The organism is Achromobacter sp. 1012554356 (genome assembly GCF_059760815.1).
The window spans coordinates 84238-110650 of record NZ_JCBANC010000012.1 but is presented as its reverse complement, the minus strand read 5'-3'; the positions used below and the strand labels follow the sequence as shown (position 1 = coordinate 110650).

Genomic DNA, 26413 nt, shown 5'->3' with positions numbered 1-26413 from the left:
TCCAGCTGCGGTGCAACATCCCTGCGTGCATTCTGATAAATTGTTGAATTGCACGAAATTTCCCCTCCCTATCTTGCCACCCCCTTTAAAGAGCGATTGAAATGAATCAAGCAGTAGGCCTTGTCGGCTGGCGCGGTATGGTCGGCTCGGTGCTCATGCAACGCATGCGCGACGAGAACGACTTCGCACTGATCGAACCGGTGTTTTTCTCCACCAGCAACGCTGGCGGCGCCGCGCCCACGTGGGCGACGGGCGCAGGTCCGCTGCAAGACGCCTACAACATTGACGCTCTGAAAAAACTGCCGATCATCGTGACGGCGCAAGGCGGCGACTACACGTCCGAGGTCTATCCCAAGCTGCGCGGCGCGGGCTGGAACGGCATCTGGATCGACGCGGCCAGCACCCTGCGCATGGCCGACGACGCCATCATCGTGCTGGACCCGGTCAACCGCCCGGTGATCGACGCGGCCCTGAAGCGCGGCGTGCGCAACTTCATCGGCGGCAATTGCACCGTGAGCTGCATGCTGATGGGTCTGGCCGGCCTGTTCAACAACGACCTGGTGGAATGGATGACCTCCATGACCTACCAGGCCGCGTCCGGCGGCGGCGCGCAGCACATGCGTGAACTGCTGACCCAGTTCGGCGAGATCAACCAGTCGGTCAAGTCCCTGCTGGACGACCCGGCCTCGGCCATCCTGGAAATCGACCGCGGCGTGCTGGCCAAGCAAAAGGACGCTGCGCTGCCCCACGAACACTTTGGCGTGCCGCTCGGCGGCAACCTGATTCCCTGGATCGACAAGGACCTGGGCAACGGGATGTCCAAGGAAGAATGGAAGGGCGAAGTCGAAACCAACAAGATCCTGGGCCGCGGCGCTGCCTTCGGCACGGCGCCGACCCCGATCGACGGTCTGTGCGTTCGCATCGGCGCCATGCGCTGCCACAGCCAGGCGCTGACCATCAAGCTCAAGCGCGACGTGCCGCTGGACGAGATCGAAGCCCTCATCGCGCAGGGCACGCAGTGGGCCAAGGTTGTTCCCAACACCAAGGAAGCCACCGTTTCCGCGCTGACGCCCGTGGCTGTCACCGGCACGCTGGACATCCCGGTGGGCCGCCTGCGCAAGCTGTCGATGGGTTCGCAATACCTGGGCGCCTTTACGGTGGGCGACCAACTGCTGTGGGGCGCGGCCGAGCCGCTGCGCCGCATGCTGCGCATTGCGCTTAACGAAGCCTGATGCCAGGACGGGCTGGTGTTTCAGCCGCCCGTTTCACGCAACGATGCAGTCAGGGCACCTTCGGGTGCCCTTGTTTTTTGGCGCGCAGTGGGCCGGTGGGGAAGGCCGGGGCGCACCATCGTGGCGCAGCGCGGTTGCGCGCGGCGCGCGTCCTGTCCGAAAAAGGCGCCGCGTGTGCCCGCCGGCCAACGTTCGCGCCCCGTTCAGGTTTGTGAAATGCGCTCGATCCATTACACTTTTCGGGTGAATTGAGGCACTTTTTTGCGCTGCAAATGGCGCGAATGGGCCCAGGCCCGTAATTCGATTACAAGAACGGAATTCCAGCTTATGACCCAGCGTTCGCGCCACGTGAAGCATGCCCGCCGTTTGAAAGCCCTTCAGTGGGCAATTGCGCTGGCGATCGGCTCAAGCGTCTGCGGTTCGGCGCTGGCCATGCGCGTCGGGCATTCGCGCGTCGTTTCCGTACCGGGCGCGCCGCTGCAGGCGACCGTTGGTCTGCAGGAATTGACGCCCGAAGAAATCAGTTCACTCAAGGTTTCCATTGCCGACGAAGCCGCCTGGCAGCGCGCGGGCGTCAAGCCGCCGGTGCCGCTTGCCAGCATGGTGGTTCGCGTTGAAGACGGGATAGACCCGACGCGCAAGAATCTGCGGGTGCGGTCCACGCAGGCGCCGGCGGGCGGGGCCGTGGATCTGCTGCTCGACATCAATTCCAGCTCGGGACAGCGGCAGGTGCAGGTCAGCATCCTGGTGCCGCTGCGCGGCACCAGCGCCGATGTCACGCCCGCCGCCGTCGGCGCCCCAGGCCGTACGGGCGGCACGTCGGGCACGGTAACGGTGAAGTCGGGCGACTATCTGTTTGCCATTGCCCAGCGCAATGCGGTGCCCAACGCGTCGGTCTATCAGATGCTGGTCGCGCTGTGGCGCGCCAATCCGCAGGCCTTCATTCAGAACAACATGAATCTGGTGCGTTCCGGCCAGACGCTCAAGATTCCGGACGCCGCCACGGTGCGCGCCATCGATCCGGCCGAAGCCCGCCGCATCTTCAACGAGCATGCCGAGGCCTATGCCAAGTACCGCGGCCGCGTGGGGGCCGCGGCGGGGTCGAATCCCTCGGTGGTCAAGGGGCAGGACGCCGCCTCCGGCACGGTCGCCCCGCCGGCCGATACCGGTGTCGCCACCGCCGCGCCGACGCAAGACCGGGTGCGCCTGTCGACCGGCGAGGTCCAGGACAGCGCAGCCGCGCAGGCCGAGGCGCAGGCAGATGCCAAGACGTCCGCCGACCGTGCGCTGGCGGACACGCAAGGGCGCGTTAACCGGCTTCAAAGCAATGTGGACGAATTGACCAAGGCTGTTGCGCAACAGTCTGGCGCGGCCGGGGCTGGTGCGCCGGGTGCTGCCGGTGCAGCAGGTGCGACGGGTGCTTCGGGGGCAGCAGGCGGTTCGGGTACGGCAGGTGCCCCGGGTTCGGCAGGTGCGCCGGGTTCGGCAGGTGCTCCGGGCTCGGCAGGTGCTTCGGGCTCGGCAGGTGCTTCGGGTGCTGCAGGCACTTCGGGTGCAACTGGGACGCCGGGTGCAGCAGGCACTTCGGGCGCAGCAGGTACTTCGGGCGCAGCAGGCATGCCGGGCGCAGCAGGCACGCCGGGCGCAGCAGGCACGCCGGGCACAGCAGGCACGCCGGGCACAGCAGGCACGCCGGGTGCAGCAGGCACGCCGGGTGCAGCAGGCACGCCGGGCACAGCAGGCACGCCGGGCACAGCAGGCACGCCGGGTGCAGCAGGCACGCCGGGTGCAGCAGGCACGCCGGGTGCAGCAGGCACGCCGGGCGCAGCAGGCACGCCGGGTGCAGCAGGCACGCCGGGTGCAGCAGGCACGCCGGGCGCAGCAGGCACGCCGGGCGCAGCAGGCACTTCGGGCGCAGCAGGCACGCAGGGCGCAGCAGGCACGCCGGGCACAGCAGGCACGCCGGGCACAGCAGGCACGCCGGGCACAGCAGGCACGCCGGGCGCAGCAAGTACCCCCAACGCAGCAAGTTCCTCCAACGCAGCAGGCACCCCCGGCGCGACGGGTTCCACGCCTGCGGACGCCGACAAGCCCGTCGGCACGCTTCCGGATAAAACCGTGCAAACGGGCATGCCCGGCTGGCTGGCCGACAATCTTCTCGTGATCGTTACCGCGGTGCTGGCGCTGGTCGCCTTCGCCATCGCCTGGCTATTGCGCCGGGCTGGCGCGCGGCGCGACGACGATGACGAGGACAACTACACGTACAACGAGCCGGCGCTGGATACGGCAGCGCTGAACCGCAAGCTCGACACCATCAATCTCGACCTGGACGTACCGCCCACGGACGAACCGCGCCGTATCGGCGGTCCTCGGGTTTGAAGCATGTCTAGAGTTGCATTGGGGCTGGCGTATGACGGCTCCGCCTGGCAGGGTTGGCAGACACAGCCGCACCGGCAAACGGTGCAGGACTCGCTGGAGTCCGCCCTGGCCAGTTTCTGTGGCGTCGCCGAGCCGGTGTCCACGATCTGCGCCGGGCGCACCGACACCGGTGTGCATGGCGCGATGCAGGTGGTCCATCTGGACACCGCGCTGAGCCGCAAGACGGAATCCTGGGTGCGTGGCGTCAATGCGTTTCTGCCGCCCAGCATTTCGGTCCAATGGGCCGAGGAAGTCTCCGACGAATTCCACGCGCGCTTTTCGGCGCGCGCTCGCACCTACGTCTATCTGCTCTGGCGAGGCCGGGTGCGTCCGGCGCTGTGGGCGGGACGTGCGGGCTGGTGTTTTCAGCCGCTGGATGTGGACGCCATGCGCGAGGCCGCAAAGGCGCTGGTCGGCGAGCATGATTTTTCCAGCTTCCGTTCCTCGCAATGCCAGGCCAAGCATCCGGTGCGGCACATGCACAGCCTCGAGATCGAAGAGCGCGGGCCGTTCCTCGTCTTCACGCTGAAGGCAAACGCGTTTCTGCATCACATGGTGCGCAACATCATGGGCGCGCTGCTGCAGGTCGGGCAGGGCAGGGAGTCGGTGGACTGGATGACGCAGCTTCTGGCGTGGCGCGACCGTAAACGCGGCGCGCCCACCTTTGCGCCGGACGGCCTGTACCTTGCCGCCATCGACTATCCCGAGGTCTTCGGGCTACGCGAACTCGACGGCGGGGCGTCGCTGCTGGCGCCCTTTACTCAATCCTATTAGGGAAGCCGCCGCGCAGCCGGCGGAAACCCGAGCCTTTCTGGAGGCATGCGCCATGCAACGCCGCGCGTTTCTGAAGCAGACCGCCCTGGGCGCCGCCGCCGGCAGCGCCGTGCTGGCGGCTCCCGCCATTGCGCAGGATGCGCCCAACCTGACATGGCGGCTGGCTTCGGATTTTTCGGCCGACGCGGCCGCGCTGTTCGCGGGGGCTGCCGACGTCGCGCGTTATGTGGCCGAGGTCACGGAGGGGCGCTTCAACATTGAAGTCTTTCCGGCCGGCCAGTTGTTCCAGCCGGGGCAGGCGCTGGAGGCGGTTCAGCACCGCATTGTCGAATGCGGCCATGCGGCGTCGGCCCGGTACTTCGGTACCGATCCCGCGCTTTGCTTTGACGGCGGCGTGCCGTTTGGTCTGAACACGCGCCAGATGAACGCCTGGATGCGTAAAGGTGAGGGCCTGACGCTGACGCGGGAGGCCTTCGCCAAATTCGGCATCCTGAACTTTCCGTGCGGCTATACCGGCGCCCAGATGGGCGGGTGGTTTCGTGGCGAAATCAAGACCGTTGATGACCTGCGCGGCCTGAAGGTGGCGGCGGACGGCTTTACCGGCCACATTCTGTCGCGACTGGGCGCGACGCCCGTCGACATTCCCGCCGGCGAGGTGCATGCCGCGCTGGCGCAAGGTCTGGTGGATGGGGCGGCCACGATCGGTCCGTTCGACGACGAACGGTTCGCGTTGTTCGAGGTCGCGCGGAACTACTACTTTCCGGGCTGGTGGGCCGGCACGCAGCAGTTGTCGCTGTACGTGAATCAGGACGCCTATGGCGAACTGCCCAAGTCCTATCAGACCGCACTATCTTTGGCCTGCGCCGCTGCGTGCAACGACATGATCGCCACGTTTGACGCCAACAATCCGGACGCGTTGCGCCGCTTGGCGTCGCAGGGCGCCCAATTGAAGGCGTATCCGCGGCCGGTGCTGCAAGCCGCGCATGACGCCACGCTGGCGGCCTGCAATGAATTGAGCGCCAACGACGCGACGTTCAAGAAGCTCTACGACAGCATGCTGGCTTTCCGCAACACACAGGTCCCCTGGTTCCGCATGGCCGAGGGCAGCTTCGACAACATGGTGGCGACGCTGGGCGCGCGCGGCGGATAGGGTTTCAGACTCGGGTCTGTGACGCGGGCCCCTTGCGCGGACGGATATACTGACCCAGCCCGTCGCCGCGGGGCGACACTTCCAGAATATGCCATGCGTACACGCATAAAGATCTGCGGGCTGACCCGCGAAGAAGATATTGAAGCCGCCGTTTCAGCCGGCGCCGATGCGATCGGCTTTGTCTTCTATCCCAAGAGCAAGCGCTGCCTCACGCCCACGCGCGCTGCGCAGTTGCGCCGCGGGGTGCCGGCGTTTGTCGACGTCGTCGCGCTTTTCGTGAATGCGCAAGAGGAACAAATCCGCACCGTGCTCGGCGAAGTCGGCCCCGACCTGCTGCAATTTCATGGCGACGAAACGCCGCTGGAATGCGCGCGCTACGGGCATCGCCACCTGCGCGCGTTTCGTGCCGGGGCGCCCGGTCTGGAGACGGCGGAAAACCTCGCCACCACTTGCCGCGCGTACGGCCAGGCGGCGGGATGGTTGTTCGACAGCTACAGCGCCGGTTACGGCGGCAGCGGGCATGGGTTCGACTACGCGTTGCTGAACGATGTGCGTGCCGATCCCATGTCCCGACCGTTGATCCTGTCCGGCGGATTGAATGCGGAAAACGTGGGCGCGGCCATTGAGTCGGTGCGGCCGTGGGCGGTTGATGTGAGTAGTGGCGTCGAAGTCGAGCAAGGAATAAAAAGTTCTGATAGAATCTCGTTCTTCGTTGCTGCGGCACATGACGCAGACACGAAATTGAAGGAAAAGAAGTAGTGCTGTAGCGCATTTAATGCGCGTGTGGAAAGGGCAGTTTGGCAAAGCCGCAAGGCAAATGTTGAATACCTGGAAACGCAATAAACACCGCAAAAAATCATTCAAGACGATTTGCACAGTTTAAAAAAGCACTATATAATTCTTCTTCTTTGCAGGCGGTTAGCTCAGCTGGTTAGAGCGCCACGTTGACATCGTGGAGGTCGTTGGTTCGATTCCAATACCGCCTACCAAATTCCTGCAAAGGTGTGTTCGATAGAGCTAGTCGGACACAGACCTGAAAAGCCGCGTAAGTCTTATGACTTCGCGGCTTTTTGCTTTTCGGCGCGCGTTCTTGCCTCAATACCCACGCAGGTATATTCCCTCTTTCTCAATTCAAAGCCCGCCCATGCAATTCACGTTGAAGGCGTTCATTCTGGCTCAGTTGCTGTGGTTGCCCGGCTGCGTAATCAAGATGCCAGCGCCGGCGCAATCGGCCAGCGCCGAGGCGCCGATGTATGCCGGCGGTGATCGCCGCGCGGCGGCTGCGTTGCGTGCGAGTGATGAGCAGCAGGCTGCCGAGGCCGTGAAGACGTTTGGTTCGTCATCGGCGGCGGCGCAGGCGCGGGTCGAAGAGGGCTATCGCCTTTTTCGTGAAGACCAGCCCGGGTCCGCCATGCGGCGTTTCAATCAGGCCTGGCTGCTCAATCCCGACAACCCCGAGGTATACGCGGGGTTTGCGGTCGTCCTGGAAAGCCAGCGCAAGATCTGCCAGGCGATGAGCATGATGGACCGCGCGATCAGCCTGAATCCGCCGGCGTTTCGCGGCATCCATGCGGACGCGGGCCGAATTGCGGCGCGTTGCGCGGCCGAGGACAAGACGTTGCCGCCCGAGGCGCGCATTGCCGCCACGACGCGTTCCGATGAGTGGTACCGCAAGGGCGAGGCCGTCGAGCCCGACAAGGGCTACCTGTATGCCTCGTGGGCCACGGCCTATTATTGGCGCGGCCAGTATGGCGAGGCGTGGGCCATGGTTCACAAATCGCGCGCCGCGGGAGGCAGCCCCGATGCGGAATTTGTCAGGATGCTGCGCGCCAGGATGCCGGAGCCCGCGGCATCGTGAGCGGCGCGGCGCAGGAAACCGGCCGGCTCCCCGTCAGCCCATTTGCGATATCCTGCACACCATCATGATGAGAGCACTTTGGTTATGCCTGGGCTGCCTGATGCTGGCGCTGGGCGTCATTGGCGCCTTTCTGCCGGTGATGCCGACGACGATCTTCCTGATCCTGGCGGTTGGCTGCTTTTCGCGCTCGTCGCCCCGGCTCGAGAAATGGTTGCTGGACAGCCCCACCTACGGTCCGTCGCTGCGCGCCTGGCGTGAACAGGGCGCGGTGTCGCGCAAGGGCAAGACGTACGCCAGCCTGGGCATGGCCGCGGGCTATGTGCTGTTTTACTGGAGCGCGAATCCGTCGCCATTGCTGGCCATCGGCGTGGGCATCTTCTTCTTGGCCAGCGCGGCCTACGTGCTCAGCCGGCCCAGCCCGCATGCCGATGGCGGGGGCAATGGCCAGGCCACCGGCCCGGCCGACACGCCTACGCGTAAATAGCCCGCACCCGCCGCACCCTTCAATGCGAATGCCGCGGATCCCCGCGCGTCTCCACCACCTTTAAATACAGCGTCGCCGCCTCCAGGCATCCGCCCGTGGATAGTTGTCCCACGGTCTGCCGGTAGAGCTCCTGCCAAGGCGTCTGCGACGGCGGCGCTTCGTACGCCGGTTCCTGGCGGCGCCGTTCCAGTTCTGATTCGTCGACCTGCAAGATGACCGAACGCTGGTTCAGGTCCACGCGGATCCGGTCGCCCGTGCGCAGGAGGGCAAGCCCGCCGCCAACCGCGGCTTCCGGCGACATGTTCAGGATGGAAGGGCTGGCCGACGTGCCGCTCTGGCGGCCGTCGCCCATGCAGGGCAACGAGTCGATGCCGCGCTTGATGAGGTGCGCCGGCGGCGCCATGTTCACGACTTCCGCGCTGCCGGGGTATCCCACGGTGCCCGCGCCGCGGATGACCAGGATGCAGTGTTCGTCGATGTTGAGGGCCGGGTCTTCAATGCGGGCGTGATAATCCTCAGGGCCTTCGAACACGATGGCGCGCGCGTCGAAGGCGTTTTCCGAGCCGGGCTCCGACAGGTACGCGCGGCGGAACGCCTCGCCCACGACCGACATCTTGATGATGGCGCTGTCAAAGAAGTTGCCCGACAGCACGATGAAGCCGGCGCGGTGCTTGAGCGGCGTGCCGCAGCTTCGGATCACCTGCGCATCGTGCGTCTTCGACGCCGCGGCGATGTCGCCGATGGTCTTGCCGGACACGGTCCCGCAGTCAGGATGCAGACGGCCCGCCGCCAGCAGTTCGTGCAGCACGGCCGGCACGCCGCCCGCGCGGTGAAAGCCTTCGCCCAGGTATTCGCCTGCCGGCACGCAGTTGACCAGCAGCGGCACGTCTTCGCCCAGCCGCTGCCAGTCGTCCAGGCTCAGGTCGACGCCCATGTGGCGCGCAATCGCGATCAGGTGGGGCGGGCAGTTGCTGGACGCGCCCAGCGCCGAGGCGACGACGATGGCGTTCTCGAACGCCTGCCGCGTCATGATGTGCGACGGCCGCAGGTCCTCGCGCACCATGTCGCAGATGCGCATGCCGGTGGCATAGGCCATCTGGCCGCGCTCGCGATACGGTGCGGGAATGCTGGCACAGGTGGGCAGCGACATGCCCAGCGCTTCGGCCAGCGAATTCATGGAAAGGGCGGTGCCCATGGTGTTGCAGTGGCCAATTGACGGCGACGATGCCGTGGCCAGGGTCATGAAGCCTTCGTAGTCCAGCTTGCCCGCGGCCATCAGGTTGCGTGCGTGCCAGATGACGGTGCCCGATCCCACGCGCTGCCCCTCATGCCAGCCATCCAACATGGGCCCACCGGATAGCACGATAGCCGGGATGTCCACGGTGGCCGCGGCCATCAGGCATGCGGGCGTGGTCTTGTCGCAGCCCGTGGTCAGCACCACGCCATCCAGCGGATAGCCGTGCAGGATTTCCACCAGCCCCAGATACGCCAGATTGCGGTCCAGCGCCGCGGTGGGCCGCCGGCCCTGTTCGGCCAGCGGGTGCACCGGGAACTCCATCGGAATGCCGCCGGCGTCCCGGATGCCTGCCTTGATGCGCTCGGCCAGCGCCAGATGATGGCGATTGCAGGGCGCCAGGTCGCTGCCCGTCTGTGCGATGCCGATGATCGGCCGTCCCGATTGCAGTTCCTGGCGCGTCAGGCCGTAATTGAGATAGCGCTCGACGTAGATCGCCGTCATGTCGGCGTGCGAGGGATCGTCGAACCATTTCTGGCTGCGCAGTCGGCGGGGTGTCTGGGACATGGCTGTCTCGCTTCGGTTGCATACGGGCCCGGACCAAAAGCGGATCCGGGCCACCAAAAGCGCTAGTTGCGCGCCTTCTGGATTTCGTCGTTCAGCTGCTTGACCAGTTCGGGGCCGAGCTCCTGGGTGTACTTGTCGACCACGGGCTGCACCTTCTGGCGCATGCGGGCCACTTCTTCCGGCGTGACCGTGTTGATCTTCATGCCGTTCTTTTCAAGCGTGCCCATGGCCTTGGTGGAATCGGCGCGGCTGTCCTGCCGTTCGAAGTCGCGCGACGACGCGGCGGCCTGGCGGATCAGCTTTTGCTCGTCGGGCGACAGCGTGTCCCACCACTTTTTGGAAGCCAGCACGACCCACGGCGTGTAGACGTGGCGCGTGATGGTCAGGTAGGGCTGCACCTCGTAGAACTTGCTGCTCTGGATCGTGGTGATGGGGTTTTCCTGCCCGTCCACCGTGCGCGTTTCCAGCGCGGTGAACAATTCCGAGAACGGCATCGGCACCGCGTTGGCGCCCAGCGTGTTGAACACGCCCAGCGCGATCTGGTTCTGCATGACGCGAAGCTTGATGCCCTGCAAATCTTCGGCGCGCGTGATCGGGCGCTTGGAATTGGTCATGTTGCGGAAACCGTTTTCCCAGTACACCAGGCCGACGATGCCCTTGGCCTCAAGCTTCTTCAGCAGGTCCTGCCCGAGCGGGCCGTCCAGCACCGCGTCGGCTTCCTTTTCGCTGTTGAACAGGAACGGCAGGTCGAACACGCCGAACTCCTTGACCATGCCCGCCAGCGGCGCGGTCGACCCCACCATCATTTCCTGCGCGCCGCCCACCAGCGCGCTCTGCATCTGTTCGTCGGAACCCAGGTTCGCCGAGCCGAAGGTCCGCATCTTGAGCTTGCCGCCACTGACCTTTTCCAGTTCCTGCGCCAGATGGCGGGCCGCGCGGCCCTGCACGCTTTCCTCGTTCAGGCCGTAGCCGAAGCGGATGAGGCGCGGTTTGACGTCCGCGGCCGCGGCCACCCCGGCGACGGTGCAGGACAGCACCGTCGCCAGGACAAGAATGCGGGTCTTGAATTGCTTGATCATGGTGTTTCTCCTCGGGGGGTTTCAAGTGCCGCTAGTGCATCCAGCGTGCGGGTACGGTGATCAGTTCGGGGAAGATCACCAGCAGGACCAGCAGCAGCGTGTAGGCCACGACGTAGCGCCACACCCCTCTGCAGATGGTTTCCATATTGATGCGGGCCACGCCGCAAACCACGTTGAGTACGGTGCCCACCGGGGGCGTCAGCAGGCCTACGCTGCCAACCATGACGAACATGACGCCGAAGTAGACGGGGTCGATGCCCGCCTTGATGACGACGGGCATGAGCACCGGGGCGAGAATCAGGATGGTCGGCGTCAGATCCATCACCGTGCCCACCAGCGTCAGCAGGATCAGCAGCGCGAACATGAGCAGCTTGGGCTGATCCATGACTGGTTCCAGCAGCGCGATCAGGTCCTGCGGCAGGTCGGCCAGCGTGATCATGTAGGACGAGACCATGGCGGCCGCCACCAGGAACATGACCACCGCCGTGGTGCGCGCGGCGTTGATGAAGAGCGGCCCCAGATCGCGCCAGCCGATCTCGCGGTAGACGAAAAGACTGACCAGCAGCGCATACACGGCGGCGACAACGGCCGCTTCCGTGGGGGTGAAGATGCCGCCCCGCAGGCCGCCGATGATGATGACCGGCAGAAAGAGCGCCCACAGCGAGCCGCGCAGCGCCTTCAGGCGGTTGCGCCAGGGTTCGCGTGGCGCGGGGTTGATGCTGCCATGCTTGCGCGCCACCCAGGTCCAGACGGCCACCAGCGTGAGCCCCATCATGAGGCCCGGCGCGATGCCGGCGAAGAACAGCTTGGTGATCGACACATTGGTGGCGACGCCGAAGATGATGAACGAGATCGACGGCGGGATGATGGGCGCGATGATGCCACCGGCGGCGATCAGGCCCGACGCCTGGCCGGCCTCATAACCCTTTTCGCGCAGCATCGGGATCAGCAGCGATCCCAGCGCCGCGGCGTCGGCCACGGCTGAGCCCGACAGCGATGCCAGCAGCACGCTGGCGAAAATGGCCACGTAACCCAGGCCGCCCTGGATGTGGCCCACGAACGTGTTGGCCAAATGAACGATGCGGCGCGAAATGCCGCCGGCGTTCATCAGTTCGCCGGCCAGCATGAAAAGCGGCACGGCCATCAGCGTGAAGCTGTTGGCGCCGGACAGCATGTTCTGGGCGAGGAGCTGGGTGTCGTAGAAGTCCAGCTGGAACATCATGACGATTGCGCTGATGATGAGCGCGAAGGCGATCGGCATGCCCAGGGCGATCAGCCCCAGCAGCACGACTAGGAAGACGGTCAGGATCATTGCGGATATCCAGGCGGATGGTTGGGGGCGGGGAGGGGCCGGTTCAGACCGCCGGGTCTTCCGGACTGGATTCCGCCGGCAGCGGTCCGCCCGCAATCACGCGGACCAGGTCGATGAGCGTCAGGATGCCCATCGCCACGGCGGCATACAGCCCCGCCGCGTTGAACACGGCCAGCGGCATGCCGGTGACGGGCAGCACGGTGTCCATGCCGATCACTGTCTGGACCCAGCCGCCCTCGGCCATCAGCCACAGCACCCACAGGATCATCAACTGGCAGGCAATGTGCGACACGCGGCGGGCGCCCGGGCCGAAGCGTTCGACCATCATGGTGACCCCGATGTGCTGGTGTTCGCGCAGCGCGATCACCGCGCCCAGGAAGATCATCCAGACAAAGGCCAGCCGCGAGACCTCGTCGGAAGCATTGATACCGGAGTTGAAGAGATAGCGCAGCGCCACGTTGCCGAACAGCAGCACGACCATCACGATCAGACAGGCCACCATCAGCCACGTCTGCAGCACAAAACACCAGTCCGCGGCGCGGGCCAGCGGCGACCGGCCGGGACGCGATGGCCCCGGCCGCCCCAGGGGGGAAGCTTGCATGGTTGTCTCCTCTCCGTTTCCCGGAGTTTTTTTAGTCGTTTGATGTGGATCATGTTAGCGCTAACATTTTTGCTTTGGCAAGCGTCTTTTTTTCGGTCAGACTACGCGCTTGCACTTACCGCGAGGGTCCATGTCCGTTCGTAAACCCCGAAGCTCGCGCGCTGGCCGCGTCACCATGCAAGACGTTGCGCGGCGCGTCGGCGTCAGCGCCATCACGGTCTCGCGGGCGCTGCGCACGCCGGACAAAGTGGGGCAAGAACTGCGCCAGCAGATCGCGCGGGTGTGCCAGGAACTGGGCTACGTGCCGAACCACGCCGCCAGCGCACTCGCGTCTGCGCGGTCGCAGACCATCGTGGTCCTGATTCCGTCGCTGAGCAACGTGGTCTTCGTGGACATCATCACGGGCATCAAGGACGTGCTGGACCAGCACGGCTATCACATGCTGATCGGCGTGACGGGTTACTCGCCGGACGAGGAAGAAGCGCTGCTGCGCAAGTATCTGCAGCACTCGCCCGACGGGCTGGTGCTGACCGGCATCGACCACAATCCGGGCGTCTGGGAATTGCTGCGCGCGCAGGGGATCCCCACGGTGCACACGATCGAGACGCTGGATGGCGACGACGACATGAGCGTCGGGTTCTCGCAATTCGACTCGGGCTACGCCGCCGGCCGCCATCTGGTGGAGCGCGGCTACCGCCGCATCGGCATCATAGGCGCGCAGCTGGATCCCCGTTCGCTGCGCCGCTGCGAAGGGTGCCGGCAGGCGCTGCGCGACGCGGGCCTGTACGATTCGACGCTGGAAATCATGACGCCGGAAAAATCATCGATCAGCCTGGGGGCCGCGCTGATGCAGGACCAGCATGCGCGCCATCCCGATTGCGACGCCGTGTTCTTCTGCAACGACGACCTGGCGCAGGGGGCGGTGTTCCAATGCGGCCGGGATGGGTTGCAAGTGCCGGCGCAGATGGCCATCGTCGGGTTTCATGACCTGGCGGGCACGGCCTGGACCACGCCGCCGCTGTCCACCATTGCCACGCCGCGCTACCAGATCGGGCTATCTGCCGCGCAACTGCTCATGCAGCATCTGGCGGGCGAACCGGTGCCTGAGCGGCACGTGGATTTGGGTTTCAAGCTGGTCCAGCGCGAAACCAGCTAAGCGCCATCCAGCATGGCCATCAGGCCGATGATCAGCGCCTGCATGCCCTGATCCAGTTCCACTTCCATCTCGGATTCTTCCGCCGCGCGCGCGGCGTCGACGACAGGCTCCAGCCCCGCGACTGAATACACCGTGTCCGCCACCGCCAGGCCGTGAAACGCCACGGTCGCGAGCAGGATCCGAGACTGCTCCTTTGAGATGCCGTAGGCCTGTGCGATATGGCGCTGGTGCCCGTCGATCTTGGCCAGCATGGACGGCGTCGCGGCCAGCCGACGGATCACGAAGGGCGTCACGCCCGGGTGCGCCTTGACGAACTCGCGCACCGACGTCGCGAACACCGTCAGATAGTCCTTGAGATCCCCGCGATCGTTGCTACAGGCCTGTGGAATCTGCCAGCGCTTGAAGATTTCCTCGGCGACCAGGCGTTTGAGCTCTTCAAGGCTGGGCACGTGCTTGTAGAGCGCCATGTGGCTGACACCCAGTGCCGCGGCGACGCCGACGAATGTGATGTTGGGCAAGCCCACGGCGATGCCGGCGTCGGCGATGCGCTCGCGGGTGATGGTGGGAGGGCGTCCCCGCGCGGGGCGGCGCTCTGGCTGCATGTCTGATCCCTGTTTGTCGCGTGGACTATCCCGCACTTTAACCCGTCCCGAAATTATTTAGTTTATTGCCATGCAACTAATTCAAGAATTTAGTTTATAGTGATGCAAATAATTATCAACTCCGTCCTGGTACTTCGTTCATGAGCACTTCCGGAGCCGCGCCGGCCCACCTTCAACAGCCCGGCCCGCTCAATCTGGTGTTGACCCCGATCCGCGGGCAACTCATTGCCGCAGCCGCGCTTGCCGCGGTGGGCACCATGCTTACGCTGGCGCCGCTGGCCGCCATCGCGCACATCGCCCGCCTGGTCCTGGAGGGTCCCGCTTCAACGACGCCCGGGCCGGGAATGGGGTGGGGCGTCGCCGCCGCCATTGCTTGCCTGCTCATCGGCCTGGCGCTGGTGTCCGCCGGCGAACTGACCGCCCACCTGGCAGACAACCGGATCACGCATCACCTGCGCGTGGCCGGCGCCCGGCGGTTGGCCCAAGCGCCACTGGGCTGGTTCACGGATCGGGCGTCGGGCGAGGTCAAGCAGGCCTTGCAGGACGACATCGCGACCCTGCATAGCCTCACCGCGCATTTCTTCACGGCGACGGGGCGCGCCGCGGGCGCGATTCTGGCGTCGGCGGCCTACCTGTTCGCGCAGGATTGGCGCCTTGCCATCGTGGCGCTGCTGCCGTTCGCGGGCTTCTTCCTCTTTCTGCGTCGCGCCATGAAGGCCGGCGGCGCGAACATGCCGGTGTTCATGGAACGCCTTGGCCGTCTGAACGGCGCGACCGTCGAATTCGTCAATGGCATTCCGGTGGTCAAGGCGTTTGGGGATGCCGGCGAGGCGCATCGCGGCTACCGGGACGCCGTGGACGGCTTTGCCGCGGCCTTTGCCGACTTTACCCGGCCGCTGGTCGCGGCGATGGCGCGGGCGCACGCGCTGATCGCGCCGGTCACGGTTTTGGGCGTGGTGCTCGGCGCGGGCGCGCTGTTCGTGGCGCTGGACTGGATGGCGCCGTTGGACGTGCTGCCTTTCGCGCTAGTGGCGCCAGGCATCTGCGCGCCGATGCTCCTGCTGCACACGCTGCTGCACGATCTGGGCAGCGCAAAGGGCGCGGCCCAGCGTGTGCTGGCGCTTATGAATACGCCTGTTCTGGAGACGCCGCCGGCTGGGTGCGGACAACTTCCCGAAGGCCACGAAGTCCGGTTTGAAAACGTGGGCTACCGCTACGGCGATGGCCACGAGGCGGTGTCCGGCATCACGTTCACGCTGGCGCCCGGCACGGTGACCGCCATCGTCGGCCCGTCCGGCGCGGGCAAATCCACGCTTGCCCGTCTGCTGCTGAGGTTCTTCGACCCGGCACAAGGGCGCATCACGCTCGGCGGCGCGGACCTGCGGCAGATCGAGAGCGCCCAGCTTTACCGGCGCATCGGCTTCGTGCTGCAGGAGGTTCGGCTGATCCACGCCAGCGTGCGCGACAACATCGCGCTGGGCCGGCCGGGTGCCAGTCAGCAGGAGGTCGAGGCCGCCGCGCGAGCCGCCAACATCCACGAACGCATCCTGGCATTGCCGCGCGGCTACGACGCCGTTATCGGCGAAGACGCGCAGTTCTCCGGCGGTGAAAGCCAGCGCGTGAGCATCGCGCGCGCCGTCCTGCTCGACCCGCCGGTGCTGGTGCTCGACGAGGCCACGGCGGCGGCCGACGCCGGCAACGAGGCCGCTATCCAGGAAGCGCTGTCGCGCTTTGCCAAGGGGCGCACGCTGCTGGTGATCGCGCACCGGCTGGACACGGTGGTGCATGCGGATCGCATCCTGGTGCTGGAGGACGGGGCTATTGCCGAACAGGGGCGGCACGACGCGCTGTTGGCGCAAGGCGGCAGCTACGCGCGGCTTTGGGAGCAGGGTGGTTATGCGATGGCCACGCCGCAAGAGGAGCCGGCATGCTGAAGACCTTGGTGCGCCTGCTTGGCAATGAGGTTCACGTGCTGCGCCGCTACGCGCGGCTGGCGGTCGCCTACGGGCTGGCCTGCGGGCTGACCATGGCGGCCACGGCGCCGCTCCTCACGCATCTGCTGACCGGCGATGCACGCCAGGCCATCCCGTGGCTGGCCGCGCTGCTCGCCGGGGTGGCGTGTTGCGCGGCGCTGCGCCTGCCGGTCGAGCGGGCGGGGGTGCGCGTGGGCGTCGCGATCCTGCAAGGCGGCCGTCATCGGCTGGGCGACCATGTCGCGCGCCTGCCGGTGGGCTGGTTCACGCCGCACAACACCGCGCGTCTCGGCCATGTCGTCACGCAGGGCATGATGAGCGTGGCCCAGTTGCCCGCGCACGTCTTCACACCGCTGATTGCGGGCGTGGCCGCACCCCTTGTGCTGGGCGGGGCCTTGTTCGCGCAGCATTGGCTGTTGGGACTGATCGCATTGGCGGCGCTGCCGCTGCTGGCGGGCGTGCTGGCACTTACGGCGCGGCTGGCGCGCCGAGCCGACACGGTCTTTCACCAGCGCTTTGCGGAAACCAGCCAGCGCGTGGTGGAGTTTGCCCAGGCGCAGTCGGTCCTGCGCGCGTTCAGCGCGCAGGGCGGCGGCATGCAGCGCTTCGAGCAATCCCTTGATGCGCAACGCCAATCGGGCGTGCGCCTGATCTGGCTGTCGGCGGCCGCGGCCGTGCTCAACGTCTGGGCGGTGCAGTCCGTCTTTGCCGGGTTGCTGTTCGCGGCGGCCTTTTGGCTCAACGGACTGCTGGGCGCTGGCGCTGCAACCGGCGAAGTGGTGGCGGCCATCGTCGCGATGCTGCTGGCTGTCCGCTACATCGACGGCTTGCTTGAGGTTGCCGGCTATGGCGAGGTTCTGCGCGGCGCGCGCGCGCAGCTTGACGCGATCGACGCGCTCTTTGCCGTGGCGCCGCTGCCCGAGCCCGCCGCCCCGCAGACGCCGCGCGACGCGTCCATCGAATTGTGCGATGTGCGCTTTCGCTACGCGCAAGATGCGCCGGACGTGCTGCTCGGCGTGAGCCTGCGTATCGAGCCGGGCACCATGATTGCCCTGATCGGCGCATCCGGGTCCGGCAAAACGACGCTGGCGCGGCTGATCGCGCGATTCTTCGACGTGACGCAAGGCAGCGTGCATGTCGGCGGCGTCGACGTGCGGCAGATCGCCAGCGCGCAGCTGGCCAGCCAGATCAGCCAGATTTTCCAGGACAACTATCTCTTTACCGGCAGCATCGCCGACAACATCCGCGCTGGCCGGCCGGGCAGCAATGATGCCGATGTCCTGCAAGCCGCGCGGGAAGCGGGCGTGGACGAGATCGCCGCGCGCCTGCCGCACGGCATGGACACGCCGGTGGGCGAGGGCGGCACGCGGTTGTCCGGCGGCGAGCGCCAGCGCATCGCCATTGCCCGTGCGCTGATCAGCGACGCGCCCATCCTGCTGGTGGACGAGGCCACCGCAGCGTTGGACGCGGGCAACCAGGCCGTCATTGCCGACACGCTGGCGCGGCTGCGCGGCAAGCGCACCCTGGTGGTCATTGCGCATCAATTGTCGACGGTGGCGATGGCCGATGAAATCGCGGTGCTGGAGGACGGCCGGATCGTCGAAGCGGGCGCGCCGGCGGCGCTGCGCGCAAGCGGCGGGCGGTATGCGCAATTCCTGGAGCAGCGGCAGGCCGCCAAGGGCTGGCGCATCGCGGGAGACCGCGTCTGATGCGTGCCGGGCTGTCGGTGCTGTTCGTCGCACTGTGCGGCGCGTCCCTGCTGGTCGGTGCGCGGCAGCTGGCCTGGACGCAGCTGTTCACGCTGTCGGGCGACGCGTGGCTGACGCTGACCGCGAGCCGCCTGCCTCGGCTGGCCGCGCTGGTGCTGACCGGCGTCGGCCTGTCGGTGTGCGGCGTGATCCTGCAGCACATCGTGCGCAACAAGTTCGTCGAACCGGCCACCTGCGGCGGGCTGGACGCCGCCAAGCTCGGCATCCTGGTTGCGCTGACGGTGGCGCCGTCAATGGGGCCGGGCGGGCGGATGGCGTTTGCGCTGGCGTTCTGCTTTGCCGCCAGCCTGGCCTTCGTCATGATCGTGCGCCGTATCCGGTTCAAGAACACAGTGCTGGTGCCCGTGATGGGTCTTATGTTTGGCGGCGTGCTGAGCGCGCTGGCCGAATTCCATGCCTATCGCAACAACATCCTGCAAAGCATGCAGGGCTGGCTGCTGGGCGACTTCTCCAAGATCGTGCAGGGCAACTACGAGATCATCTTTCTGATCCTGCCGATCGTCGTGCTGACTTACCTGTACGCGCACCGCTTCACGGTGGCCGGCATGGGCGAGGACATGGCCGCAAGCTTGGGACTGAACTATCCGGCCACCGTCGCGCTGGGTCTGATGCTGGTGGCCGTCACGGTGTCGGCCACGGTCATCACGGTTGGGGCTATTCCATTCGTTGGTTTGGTCGTGCCCAATCTGGTCGCGCTCCACTACGGTGACAACCTGAGCCGCACGCTGCCCGTCGTGGCGCTGGGCGGCGCGTCGCTGCTGCTGGTTTGCGACATCCTGGGACGCGTGCTGATTCATCCGTTCGAAGTGCCTATCGGCCTGACGGCGGGGGGCGTGGGCGGCGTCCTGTTCCTGGCGCTGATTATCTGGAAGCACCGATGAGACGCGCCGCTTCCCGAAAGGTCGTGTGGCTGGCGGTCATCGTGCTGGCCATGGTGTTCGTTTTCTTCCGGTCGGGCCTGGACTTCGACTACGTCATCCCCAAACGCCTCGCGCGGCTGGCGGCCATGGTGATCGGCGGCGTCTGCATCGCGTGGTCGTCGATTGTGTTCCAGACCCTGACCGGCAACCGGATCCTCACGCCCGCCATCATGGGTTACGAGGCGGTTTATCTGCTGCTGCAGTCCGTGATGATTCTGGCGCTGGGCACGCAAAGCCTGGTGCTGCTGGGGCCGAACGGCAACTTCCTGGTCTCAGTCTTGGTGATGCTGGCGTATTCGTGGATTCTCCATCGCTGGCTGTTCCGCCACGACAGGCAGAACGTGTATTTCCTGCTGCTGGTGGGACTGGTGCTGACCATGGTGATCGGCACCTTCACGCAGTTCGTGCAACTGAAGACCAGTCCGGGCGAGTTCTCGATCCTGCTCGGCTTTACCCAGGCCTCGTTCGGTAAGGCCGAGCCAGCGCAATTGCTGGTATCCGCTGTCATCGTCGCCGCTATATGCCTGGCCGGACGCAGGCAATTGCCGACGCTGGACGTCCTGTCGCTGGGGCGGGACCAGGCCATGTCGCTGGGCGTGGATCATCCGCGCGCCGTGCAACTGCACCTGGCCTTGATCGCGGTGCTGGTCGCCGTTTCCACCAGCCTGCTGGGACCTACGGCGTTCATGGGCATCTTCGTGGCCAACACCGCATATGCGCTGGCGCGCACGCGCCGGCACCGCGTCACGTTGCCCACCGGCAGCGCCATCGCCGTCGGGATGTTCATCCTGGCTCAGCTCGCGGTCGAGCACATCTTCAACTACAAGACCACCGTCGGCATCCTGGTCAACCTGGTATGCGGCGGCTGGTTTCTCGCGCTGATGGCGCGCACGCGGGGCACGGCATGATCACGACCAGAAATCTCTCCAAAAGCCACGGCGCGAAGGCCGTCCTGCGCGACGTGAGCCTGCAGTTCCCCGAGGGCCGGCTGACGTCGCTGATCGGTCCGAACGGGGCGGGCAAGACCACGCTTTTGATGATGATGGCGCGGTTGCTGGCGCCGACGCAGGGCGGCGTTTTCATCGGCAACCGCAGCGTGGCGGACATGCGCCGCGCCGATTACGCGCGCCGCGTCGCCACGCTGCGCCAATCGCCCGACTTCAACCTGCGGCTCACGGTGGAAGACCTGGTGGCCTTCGGGCGCTTTCCCTACAGCCGTGGCGCGCTGACGCCGCAGGACCGGCAGGCAATCGACGAAGCCATCGCGTTTCTGTCACTGGAGCCCTTGCGCCACGCGTACCTGGACGAGCTGAGCGGCGGCCAGCGTCAGATGGCGTTCATGGCCATGACCATCGCGCAGCAGACCGATTGTCTGCTGCTGGACGAGCCGCTGAACAACCTGGATATCCGGCACGCCGTGCAGATCATGCGCGCGCTGCGCCGCCTGTGCGACGAGCACGGCCGCACGGTGATCCTGGTGGTGCACGACATCAATTTCGCGGCCAGCTATTCGGACTACATCGTGGCGCTGAAGGGCGGGGCGGTGCATTGCGCGGGCGGGGTGCACGAGGTCATGACCGAAGACCGGCTGCGCGAACTGTATGGACTGGACTTCGACATCACGCAGGGCGATCGCGGTCGCCTGTGCAACTACTTCAATCCCCCTGGAGAACTGAAATGACCCTGTCGCACTGGCCGAGGGCGCTGCTGCTTGCCGCTGCAATGGCCACAACGGCGGCGCTGTACGGCTGCGGCCAAGCCACGGACGCGCCCAAGGCCGCCTCGGCGCCGGCTGCCGCACCCGCCGCACCCGCGAATGCACCATCGCAGACTGCCTATGCCCCCATCACCGTCAAGCACAAGCTGGGCGAGACCGTGATCGACCGGCTGCCGCAGCGCGTGGTTGCCTTGGACATGAACGAAGTCGATTTCCTGGACGAGCTGGGCGTTCCCGTCGTGGGAATGCCCAAGGACTTCGTGCCGCACTTTCTGGCCCGCTACCGCGACGCGCCCGAAGTGCAGGACATGGGCGCCATCGTCCAGCCGAATCTGGAGCGCGTATATGCGGCCAAGCCGGACCTCATCCTGATCACCTCGCTGCAGGCGAACCACTATAAAGAGCTGAGCCAGATCGCGCCCACCATCCATTTCGACGTGGACTACCGCGACAGCCAGGCCGATCACATCGAGATCGTGAAGGACCATCTGCTGACGCTGGGTCGCATCTTCGGCAAGGAAGACCTTGCGCGCCAGAAGGCCGCCGGTCTGGATGCCAAGGTGGAGGAGGCGCGCGCGCTGATCCGCGACCGTCGGGAGACGGCGCTCGTCGTGCTGCACAACAACGGCGCCTTCAGCTCGTTCGGCGTGCAATCCCGCTACGGCTTCATCTTCAACGCGCTGGGCGTAAAGCCCGCCAGTCCGTTGGCCGATGGCGGCCTGCATGGCCAGCCGATCTCCAGCGAATTCATCCAGCAGGCCAACCCGGACATCGTCTACGTGGTCGACCGCACTGCCGTGATGGAACGCCGCCCGGCCCTGAATGCCGAGACGCTGGGCAACCCGCTGCTGCGCCAGACGTCCGCGTGGCGCGACGGCCGCGTGGTCTTTGCCGACGCCGAAGCCTGGTACGTCACCGCCGCCAGCGTGAAGTCGCTGCATCTGATGATCGACGACGTCATGAGGCCTTACCGGAACTGATTCTTCGCGACGCCCCGCGCGTCATTGCCGATTCAAACGTAAATGATTCCCAGTCGCCCGGATTGCCGGGCGGTTCCCAGCTCAACTGAACGGAGCATTCCATGAGCAAACGTCGCCATAGCGGCCGCGTCGCACGTCCTTCGCCGCTGGCCGGGCAGGCAAAGCCCGCCTTTTCCTTGAACCCTCTCATTGCCGCCGTGTTCGGCCTCACGCTGGGCGTCGTGGCTGCTGCGCCCGCCTGGGCGCAGCAGGAGGCGGGCGTGAAGACCCTGCCCACGGTGACGGTCACCGGCCAGGCCGAATCGCAGGAGGCGCCCGCAACGCCCTACGCCGGCGGTCAGGTCACGTACGGCGGCCGCGTGGGCTTCCTGGGTGACAAGGACTTCATGGACACGCCGTTCTCCGTCATCAACTACACGGAGAAGTACATCGAGGACCTGCAGGCCAAGGACATCACTGATGTCATCGCCCGCACCGACGCGTCGGTCTTCAGCAACGGCGTGTCGGGCGCGTGGAGCGAGAACTACTCGATCCGCGGCTTCGCTTCAGCCACCACCGACATGACGTTCAACGGACTGGCCGGCATGGCGCCGTACTATCGGACCTCGCCCGAGATGTTCGAGCGGATCGAGGTGCTGAAGGGCCCGTCCGCCTTGCTGAACGGAATGCCTCCTGGCGGTTCGGTCGGCGGCACGGTCAATCTGGTGTCCAAGCGGGCCGGCGCCGATCCCCTGACGCGCCTGACCGCCACCTACATGTCGGACTCGCAATTCGGCGGGCACCTGGACATGGGACGGCGCTTCGGCGAGAACCAGCAGTTCGGCATCCGGTTCAATGGCATGTACCGCAACGGCGACGGCCCGGTCGACGACCAGAAAAAGCGCGCGCAACTGGCGTCGCTGGGCTTGGACTGGCGCGGGGAGCGGGTCCGCATTTCCGCGGATCTGTACGACACCGATGAGCGCATCGACGGCGTGACGCGCGGCATCAACCTGGCGCCCGGCATCGGCGTGCCCAAGCCGCCCAAGCCCGAAACCCTGTTGAATCCGGACTGGGCCTATGTGAAGAATCAGGACCGCGGCGCTATGATCCGCGGCGAATTCGACGTCACCGACAAGCTGATGGCGTTCGCGGCCATCGGCACCAGCCGTTCCGAATACACCTACAGCGGCGCCATGTCGGCGCAGGTGTTCAACGATGCCGGTGACTTCCGCACGTCGATGGGGCAGCTCAACATGGAGGTGGACAAGACCTCCGGCGACGCGGGCCTGCGCGGCAAGCTGCAGACCGGCGCGATCAAGCACCAGTGGGTGCTGAACGCCACGTACTACTCCGACGACCAGCACGACTACGGCCGCCGCTCGGTGCCCGGCGCGGACTGGGTCACCAACATCTACAACCCGGTCTGGGGGCCGGCGCCCGCCGGCGTCTTTCCGCCGATCATGCACAGCAAGACGCGCATGATCAGCTATGGCCTGGCCGACACCCTGTCCTTTGCCGAGGACCGGGTGCAACTGACGCTGGGGGCGCGCCGCCAGGAGGTCCGCACCGACAGCTTCAGCGTTGCCACCGGCGCGCGCACCAGCCGCTATGACGCGCACGCAACGACGCCCGCCGCCGCACTGCTCGTCAAGGCCACGGACAACATCTCGGTGTACGCCAACTATATCGAGGGTCTCTCCAAGGGGCAGTCCGCGCCCGCCACCGCGGCCAACGCAGGCGAGCTTTTTGCGCCCTTCAAGACCAAGCAGAAGGAGATCGGCCTGAAGGTCGACCTGGGCGACTTCACCCATACGCTGGCGCTGTTTGAAATCAACCGCCCCAGCAGCTACACCGATCCGGTCACGAACGTGTTCTCGTTCGGCGGCGAGCAGCGCAACCAGGGCGTGGAATGGGGCTTCTTCGGCGAACCGCTGCGAGGCGTGCGCCTGATCGGCGGCGTCGCCTACATCGATCCCAAGGTCACCAAAGCCGCCGTCGCGGCCAATGAGGGCAAGCAGGCCACCGGCATCCCCCGGCTGCAGGGCAAGCTCGGCGTGGAATGGGACGTGCCGGTGGTGCAGGGGCTGACGTTGACCGCCAACGCGACCTCGGTGTCCAAGCAGTACATCAGCGCGGACAACTCGCTGTCGGTGGGCGGCCGCACGACGTACGACGTGGGCGCACGCTATGCCACGCGGGTGGCCGACCGCCCGGTGGTGCTGCGCGCCGCCATCAACAACCTGACGAACAAGGCGTACTGGGGCATGCCTCAGCTGTCGAGCCTGGCGCTGGGCGCACCGCGCACGTTCATGTTGTCGGCGTCGATGGAGTTCTGAGCGGGCGCCGCGCCAGAAAGACCCCGGCCGCGATGATCAACCCCATGCCCGCCAGCGCCAGCGCGTCTGGCGGGCGCTGGAACCAGAACGTGCTGAAGCCCAGCGCCAGCAGCAGCTGGAAGTAGTTCAGGGGCGCAAGCGTCGCGGCCGGCACGCGCTGGAAGGCGGCGATCAGCAGGATCTGCGCCAGGCCGCTGCACGCGCCCAGCGCAAGGATGATGGCGGTGTCCGCCGCGCCGGGCCAGGGGTCGGGCAGGAAGAAGGGCGCGGGCAGCGCGGTCACGATCAGGCAGATGTACGCCGTGTACGCATACTGCACCGGCCCCGGCACCTTGTTCGACAGCTTGCGCGTCAGCACCTGGAAGATCGCGTAGCTGACGGCCGACACCGCCATCAGCAGCGTGCCCAGCAGGGGCAGGTCGCCGCCCGGCCGCACGATCAGCAGCATGCCGGCAAAGCCGGCGGCGACGGCGCCCCACTGCGCCGGACGGACGCGTTCGCCCAGCATCCACGGCGATAGCGCCACCATGATGAGCGGCGCCGTGAAGTAGATGGCGGTGGCTTCGGACAACGGCATCCAGATCAGCGCCGTCATGAAGCAGGTCGCCACCGTGGCCAGCATGACGCCGCGCAGCACCAGCAGCGGCTTTTCCGGCGCGTCGCGCAGCCGCAGGCCGCGCCCGTGGCGCCACAGCATGCCCATCGCCAGCGTCACCACCGCCAGGTAGCGCATCACGTTCAGGAAGGGCGCGGGATAGCGTTCCAGCAACTGCTTGGCGCCCGCGTCGAAGGTGGCAAAGGCCACCAGCGCGGCGAAGAACAGCAGGATGCCGGTCTGGCGCGCGCCTTCATTTGCCGCCACGGCCAAAGCCCTCAAGGAACGCATCCAGCGCCGGCCCGATCGCCTCGACCATGTAGCCGCCTTCCTGCACCACCACCGTCGGCACGCCCAGGCTCGCGACGCGCGCGCCGATGTCGCGGTAGGCGTCGATGTCCAGCCGGAGCACGCTGATGGGATCGTCCTTGTAAGTGTCGAACCCCAGCGGCAAAACCAGCGCCTCTGGCGCATATCCCGCCAGGGCGTCCAGGGCCGTATCCAGTGCCTGAAGGAATTCCGGGTTGCCGCAGCCGTGCGCTAGCGGCAGGTTCAGGTTGAAGCCTTCTCCCGCGCCGTACCCGCGTTCGTGCGCGTAGCCGGTGTAGAAGGGGTAGTAGCCGGCCGGATCGGCATGCAGCGACACGGTCATCACGTCCGGCCGGTGATAGAAGATGTTTTGCGTGCCGTCGCCGTGGTGCGCGTCCACGTCCAGCACCGCCACCTTGGACCACGTCTGCAGCAGCCGGCTCGCTGCGGCGGCGCTGCTGTTCAGGTAGCAGAAGCCGCCCGCGCGGTCGCGATGGGCGTGATGGCCAGACGGCCGGCACAGCGCGTACGCCACGCCGCCGCCGCCCGCCACATGGTCCGCCGCCGCCAGCGCGCTATGGGTGGACCGCAGCGCCGAGCGCCAGGTCTGCGGCCCGATGGGGCAGGACAGATCGCTCAGGTAGTACCCGGTCTGCGCCACGATGGACGGCGAGGGGCAGGGGCCGCGCCCGGCGGCATCGATGCGGCCGTTGTAGTACGGCGACAGGTTGGGCAGCACTTCCGGCCCGGGATCCACGCCCGGCGCCTTCAGGGCCTGCCAGCGCGCAAAGGCCGTCTGCAGATAGTCCAGATAATCCGCGCTGTGGACGTGTTCGAGCGGCTTGCGGCCGTAGTCGGCCGGCGCTTCGACCTTGATGCCGCGCGCCGCCAGCGCCTGCTGCAGGTTCTCGGCGCGCGATGGCAGGTCGGTGGGGGCGCTGATGCGGCCCAGCCGCATGAATTGGCGGGGCGAATGCAGCAGTTGTTCTTCGGAAAAAAACGCCTTCATGGATATCCTCGCTCAGACCGTCCAGGTCAATGCCAGATGCGCGGGGCTCATGCCCGCTTCAGTTCGATCTCGACGAACACGAATTCCGTGTCGCTGGGGTTGATGACGTTGTGCTCGACACCGACCGGCCGGTAGTACGCCACGCCGGTGGTGAGCTGGCTGGTGACTTGGCCGGTGGGCGTGTCCAGCAGCAGCGGGCCGGTGGTCTGCGGCACCACCACATAGTTCATGCCATGGCGGTGCCAACCCGTCTCGCCGCCCGGCGGGAAGCTCCACTCGGTAACGGTGACCTGCTCGTTGTCGATCTGCACGGTGGGGATTGCGGCGGGGCGTTGCATATGGGGTTCTCCTGAATG

The 26413-nt window shown here is 66.3% G+C and carries 23 protein-coding genes and 1 tRNA gene; 16 read left to right on the top strand and 8 right to left on the bottom strand.

The genetic code is table 11. The features are described from left to right. Positions 1 to 101: 101 nt before the first annotated feature. The 8 genes from asd to AC6LJW_RS08415 all read left to right on the top strand — a co-directional run bounded on the left by asd (position 102) and on the right by AC6LJW_RS08415 (position 7916). The gene (asd, locus tag AC6LJW_RS08450) at positions 102 to 1232 is read left to right on the top strand and encodes an aspartate-semialdehyde dehydrogenase (protein WP_056569575.1); all 1131 of its coding nucleotides are present in this window, start codon (positions 102 to 104) and stop codon (positions 1230 to 1232) included. Between the two features lie 327 nt (positions 1233 to 1559). Beyond that, positions 1560 to 3611, top strand: a complete 2052-nt coding sequence (locus AC6LJW_RS08445; protein WP_498086956.1) for a FimV/HubP family polar landmark protein — start codon at positions 1560 to 1562, stop codon at positions 3609 to 3611. Between the two features lie 3 nt (positions 3612 to 3614). Further along, positions 3615 to 4424 (top strand): tRNA pseudouridine(38-40) synthase TruA, encoded by an 810-nt coding sequence (gene truA / locus AC6LJW_RS08440; RefSeq protein ID WP_498086955.1) that lies wholly within the window; start codon positions 3615 to 3617, stop codon positions 4422 to 4424. 52 nt (positions 4425 to 4476) lie between these two features. Next, positions 4477 to 5574: a TRAP transporter substrate-binding protein gene (locus AC6LJW_RS08435; protein WP_498086954.1), complete on the top strand. Its 1098-nt coding sequence runs from the start codon at positions 4477 to 4479 to the stop codon at positions 5572 to 5574. 93 nt (positions 5575 to 5667) lie between these two features. Beyond that, entirely contained in the window at positions 5668 to 6333 is a 666-nt protein-coding gene (locus tag AC6LJW_RS08430; RefSeq protein WP_498086962.1) for a phosphoribosylanthranilate isomerase, read from the top strand. 153 nt (positions 6334 to 6486) lie between these two features. Beyond that, positions 6487 to 6563 (top strand) — tRNA-Val (locus AC6LJW_RS08425). 155 nt (positions 6564 to 6718) lie between these two features. Next, a complete protein-coding gene (locus tag AC6LJW_RS08420; protein ID WP_427985491.1) occupies positions 6719 to 7432 on the top strand; it encodes a tetratricopeptide repeat protein in 714 nt (237 codons plus the stop codon). Positions 7433 to 7496: 64 nt separating this feature from the next. Continuing rightward, positions 7497 to 7916 carry a YbaN family protein gene (locus AC6LJW_RS08415; RefSeq protein WP_427985493.1) on the top strand — a complete coding sequence of 140 codons (420 nt, stop codon included), beginning with the start codon at positions 7497 to 7499 and terminating at the stop codon, positions 7914 to 7916. 19 nt (positions 7917 to 7935) lie between these two features. Here AC6LJW_RS08415 and AC6LJW_RS08410 read toward each other — a convergent pair whose 3' ends face one another. From AC6LJW_RS08410 to AC6LJW_RS08395, 4 genes are all read right to left on the bottom strand, one after another. Beyond that, positions 7936 to 9717: an IlvD/Edd family dehydratase gene (locus tag AC6LJW_RS08410; RefSeq protein WP_498086953.1), complete on the bottom strand. Its 1782-nt coding sequence runs from the start codon at positions 9715 to 9717 to the stop codon at positions 7936 to 7938. Between the two features lie 62 nt (positions 9718 to 9779). Beyond that, a complete protein-coding gene (locus tag AC6LJW_RS08405) occupies positions 9780 to 10796 on the bottom strand; it encodes a TRAP transporter substrate-binding protein (protein ID WP_056569598.1) in 1017 nt (338 codons plus the stop codon). Between the two features lie 31 nt (positions 10797 to 10827). After that, positions 10828 to 12108 (bottom strand): TRAP transporter large permease, encoded by a 1281-nt coding sequence (locus tag AC6LJW_RS08400; RefSeq protein WP_056569601.1) that lies wholly within the window; start codon positions 12106 to 12108, stop codon positions 10828 to 10830. 43 nt (positions 12109 to 12151) lie between these two features. After that, entirely contained in the window at positions 12152 to 12709 is a 558-nt protein-coding gene (locus tag AC6LJW_RS08395) for a TRAP transporter small permease (RefSeq protein WP_056569602.1), read from the bottom strand. 130 nt (positions 12710 to 12839) lie between these two features. On the opposite strand from AC6LJW_RS08395, the gene gntR reads away from it, so the two are divergent. Further along, a complete protein-coding gene (gene gntR, locus AC6LJW_RS08390; RefSeq protein WP_427985498.1) occupies positions 12840 to 13865 on the top strand; it encodes an HTH-type transcriptional regulator GntR in 1026 nt (341 codons plus the stop codon). Here gntR and AC6LJW_RS08385 read toward each other — a convergent pair. Beyond that, positions 13862 to 14467, bottom strand: coding sequence for a TetR/AcrR family transcriptional regulator (locus AC6LJW_RS08385; protein ID WP_056569608.1), 606 nt, complete (start codon positions 14465 to 14467; stop codon positions 13862 to 13864). The two genes, gntR and AC6LJW_RS08385, sit on opposite strands and share 4 nt — an antisense overlap. Before the next feature lie 140 nt (positions 14468 to 14607). On the opposite strand from AC6LJW_RS08385, the gene AC6LJW_RS08380 reads away from it, so the two are divergent. From AC6LJW_RS08380 to AC6LJW_RS08350, 7 genes are all read left to right on the top strand, one after another. Then, on the top strand, positions 14608 to 16401 hold the full coding sequence (locus tag AC6LJW_RS08380; RefSeq protein WP_498086952.1) for an ABC transporter ATP-binding protein: 1794 nt from the start codon (positions 14608 to 14610) through the stop codon (positions 16399 to 16401). Further along, the gene (locus AC6LJW_RS08375; RefSeq protein WP_498086951.1) at positions 16395 to 18149 is read left to right on the top strand and encodes an ABC transporter ATP-binding protein; all 1755 of its coding nucleotides are present in this window, start codon (positions 16395 to 16397) and stop codon (positions 18147 to 18149) included. Before AC6LJW_RS08380 ends, AC6LJW_RS08375 begins: the two co-directional genes overlap by 7 nt. Further along, a complete protein-coding gene (locus AC6LJW_RS08370; RefSeq protein WP_498086950.1) occupies positions 18149 to 19090 on the top strand; it encodes an ABC transporter permease in 942 nt (313 codons plus the stop codon). Before AC6LJW_RS08375 ends, AC6LJW_RS08370 begins: the two co-directional genes overlap by 1 nt. Next, positions 19087 to 20037: an iron chelate uptake ABC transporter family permease subunit gene (locus AC6LJW_RS08365; RefSeq protein ID WP_498086949.1), complete on the top strand. Its 951-nt coding sequence runs from the start codon at positions 19087 to 19089 to the stop codon at positions 20035 to 20037. The genes AC6LJW_RS08370 and AC6LJW_RS08365 overlap by 4 nt, the downstream gene beginning before the upstream one ends. Further along, positions 20034 to 20810 (top strand): iron ABC transporter ATP-binding protein, encoded by a 777-nt coding sequence (locus AC6LJW_RS08360; RefSeq protein ID WP_498086948.1) that lies wholly within the window; start codon positions 20034 to 20036, stop codon positions 20808 to 20810. Before AC6LJW_RS08365 ends, AC6LJW_RS08360 begins: the two co-directional genes overlap by 4 nt. Then, on the top strand, positions 20807 to 21826 hold the full coding sequence (locus AC6LJW_RS08355) for a siderophore ABC transporter substrate-binding protein (RefSeq protein WP_498086947.1): 1020 nt from the start codon (positions 20807 to 20809) through the stop codon (positions 21824 to 21826). The genes AC6LJW_RS08360 and AC6LJW_RS08355 overlap by 4 nt, the downstream gene beginning before the upstream one ends. Positions 21827 to 21927: 101 nt before the next feature. Continuing rightward, positions 21928 to 24144 (top strand): TonB-dependent receptor, encoded by a 2217-nt coding sequence (locus AC6LJW_RS08350; protein WP_056569631.1) that lies wholly within the window; start codon positions 21928 to 21930, stop codon positions 24142 to 24144. Here the strand turns inward: AC6LJW_RS08350 and AC6LJW_RS08345 are convergent. The 3 genes from AC6LJW_RS08345 to AC6LJW_RS08335 are packed head-to-tail and all read right to left on the bottom strand — an operon-like array spanning position 24116 to position 26395. Continuing rightward, positions 24116 to 25030, bottom strand: coding sequence for a DMT family transporter (locus AC6LJW_RS08345; RefSeq protein ID WP_498086946.1), 915 nt, complete (start codon positions 25028 to 25030; stop codon positions 24116 to 24118). The two genes, AC6LJW_RS08350 and AC6LJW_RS08345, sit on opposite strands and share 29 nt — an antisense overlap. Further along, the gene (locus AC6LJW_RS08340) at positions 24993 to 26057 is read right to left on the bottom strand and encodes a histone deacetylase family protein (RefSeq protein ID WP_056569638.1); all 1065 of its coding nucleotides are present in this window, start codon (positions 26055 to 26057) and stop codon (positions 24993 to 24995) included. Before AC6LJW_RS08340 ends, AC6LJW_RS08345 begins: the two co-directional genes overlap by 38 nt. A gap of 47 nt (positions 26058 to 26104) precedes the next feature. Further along, entirely contained in the window at positions 26105 to 26395 is a 291-nt protein-coding gene (locus AC6LJW_RS08335; RefSeq protein ID WP_498086945.1) for a cupin domain-containing protein, read from the bottom strand. Positions 26396 to 26413: the final 18 nt, after the last annotated feature.

Excerpts from the sequence above, each read along its gene's own strand:
- AC6LJW_RS08335 (WP_498086945.1), bottom strand. The coding sequence starts at position 26,395 with ATGCAACGCCCCGCCGCAATCCCCACCGTGCAGATCGACAACGAGCAG.
- truA (WP_498086955.1), top strand. The coding sequence starts at position 3,615 with ATGTCTAGAGTTGCATTGGGGCTGGCGTATGACGGCTCCGCCTGGCAG.
- gntR (WP_427985498.1), top strand. The coding sequence starts at position 12,840 with ATGTCCGTTCGTAAACCCCGAAGCTCGCGCGCTGGCCGCGTCACCATG.
- AC6LJW_RS08395 (WP_056569602.1), bottom strand. The coding sequence starts at position 12,709 with ATGCAAGCTTCCCCCCTGGGGCGGCCGGGGCCATCGCGTCCCGGCCGG.
- AC6LJW_RS08380 (WP_498086952.1), top strand. The coding sequence starts at position 14,608 with ATGAGCACTTCCGGAGCCGCGCCGGCCCACCTTCAACAGCCCGGCCCG.
- AC6LJW_RS08435 (WP_498086954.1), top strand. The coding sequence starts at position 4,477 with ATGCAACGCCGCGCGTTTCTGAAGCAGACCGCCCTGGGCGCCGCCGCC.
- AC6LJW_RS08410 (WP_498086953.1), bottom strand. The coding sequence starts at position 9,717 with ATGTCCCAGACACCCCGCCGACTGCGCAGCCAGAAATGGTTCGACGAT.
- AC6LJW_RS08385 (WP_056569608.1), bottom strand. The coding sequence starts at position 14,467 with ATGCAGCCAGAGCGCCGCCCCGCGCGGGGACGCCCTCCCACCATCACC.
- AC6LJW_RS08365 (WP_498086949.1), top strand. The coding sequence starts at position 19,087 with ATGAGACGCGCCGCTTCCCGAAAGGTCGTGTGGCTGGCGGTCATCGTG.
- AC6LJW_RS08340 (WP_056569638.1), bottom strand. The coding sequence starts at position 26,057 with ATGAAGGCGTTTTTTTCCGAAGAACAACTGCTGCATTCGCCCCGCCAA.
- AC6LJW_RS08415 (WP_427985493.1), top strand. The coding sequence starts at position 7,497 with ATGATGAGAGCACTTTGGTTATGCCTGGGCTGCCTGATGCTGGCGCTG.
- AC6LJW_RS08360 (WP_498086948.1), top strand. The coding sequence starts at position 20,034 with ATGATCACGACCAGAAATCTCTCCAAAAGCCACGGCGCGAAGGCCGTC.
- AC6LJW_RS08355 (WP_498086947.1), top strand. The coding sequence starts at position 20,807 with ATGACCCTGTCGCACTGGCCGAGGGCGCTGCTGCTTGCCGCTGCAATG.
- AC6LJW_RS08445 (WP_498086956.1), top strand. The coding sequence starts at position 1,560 with ATGACCCAGCGTTCGCGCCACGTGAAGCATGCCCGCCGTTTGAAAGCC.
- AC6LJW_RS08400 (WP_056569601.1), bottom strand. The coding sequence starts at position 12,108 with ATGATCCTGACCGTCTTCCTAGTCGTGCTGCTGGGGCTGATCGCCCTG.
- AC6LJW_RS08375 (WP_498086951.1), top strand. The coding sequence starts at position 16,395 with ATGCTGAAGACCTTGGTGCGCCTGCTTGGCAATGAGGTTCACGTGCTG.
- AC6LJW_RS08430 (WP_498086962.1), top strand. The coding sequence starts at position 5,668 with ATGCGTACACGCATAAAGATCTGCGGGCTGACCCGCGAAGAAGATATT.
- AC6LJW_RS08350 (WP_056569631.1), top strand. The coding sequence starts at position 21,928 with ATGAGCAAACGTCGCCATAGCGGCCGCGTCGCACGTCCTTCGCCGCTG.
- AC6LJW_RS08370 (WP_498086950.1), top strand. The coding sequence starts at position 18,149 with ATGCGTGCCGGGCTGTCGGTGCTGTTCGTCGCACTGTGCGGCGCGTCC.
- AC6LJW_RS08405 (WP_056569598.1), bottom strand. The coding sequence starts at position 10,796 with ATGATCAAGCAATTCAAGACCCGCATTCTTGTCCTGGCGACGGTGCTG.
- AC6LJW_RS08420 (WP_427985491.1), top strand. The coding sequence starts at position 6,719 with ATGCAATTCACGTTGAAGGCGTTCATTCTGGCTCAGTTGCTGTGGTTG.
- AC6LJW_RS08345 (WP_498086946.1), bottom strand. The coding sequence starts at position 25,030 with ATGCGTTCCTTGAGGGCTTTGGCCGTGGCGGCAAATGAAGGCGCGCGC.
- asd (WP_056569575.1), top strand. The coding sequence starts at position 102 with ATGAATCAAGCAGTAGGCCTTGTCGGCTGGCGCGGTATGGTCGGCTCG.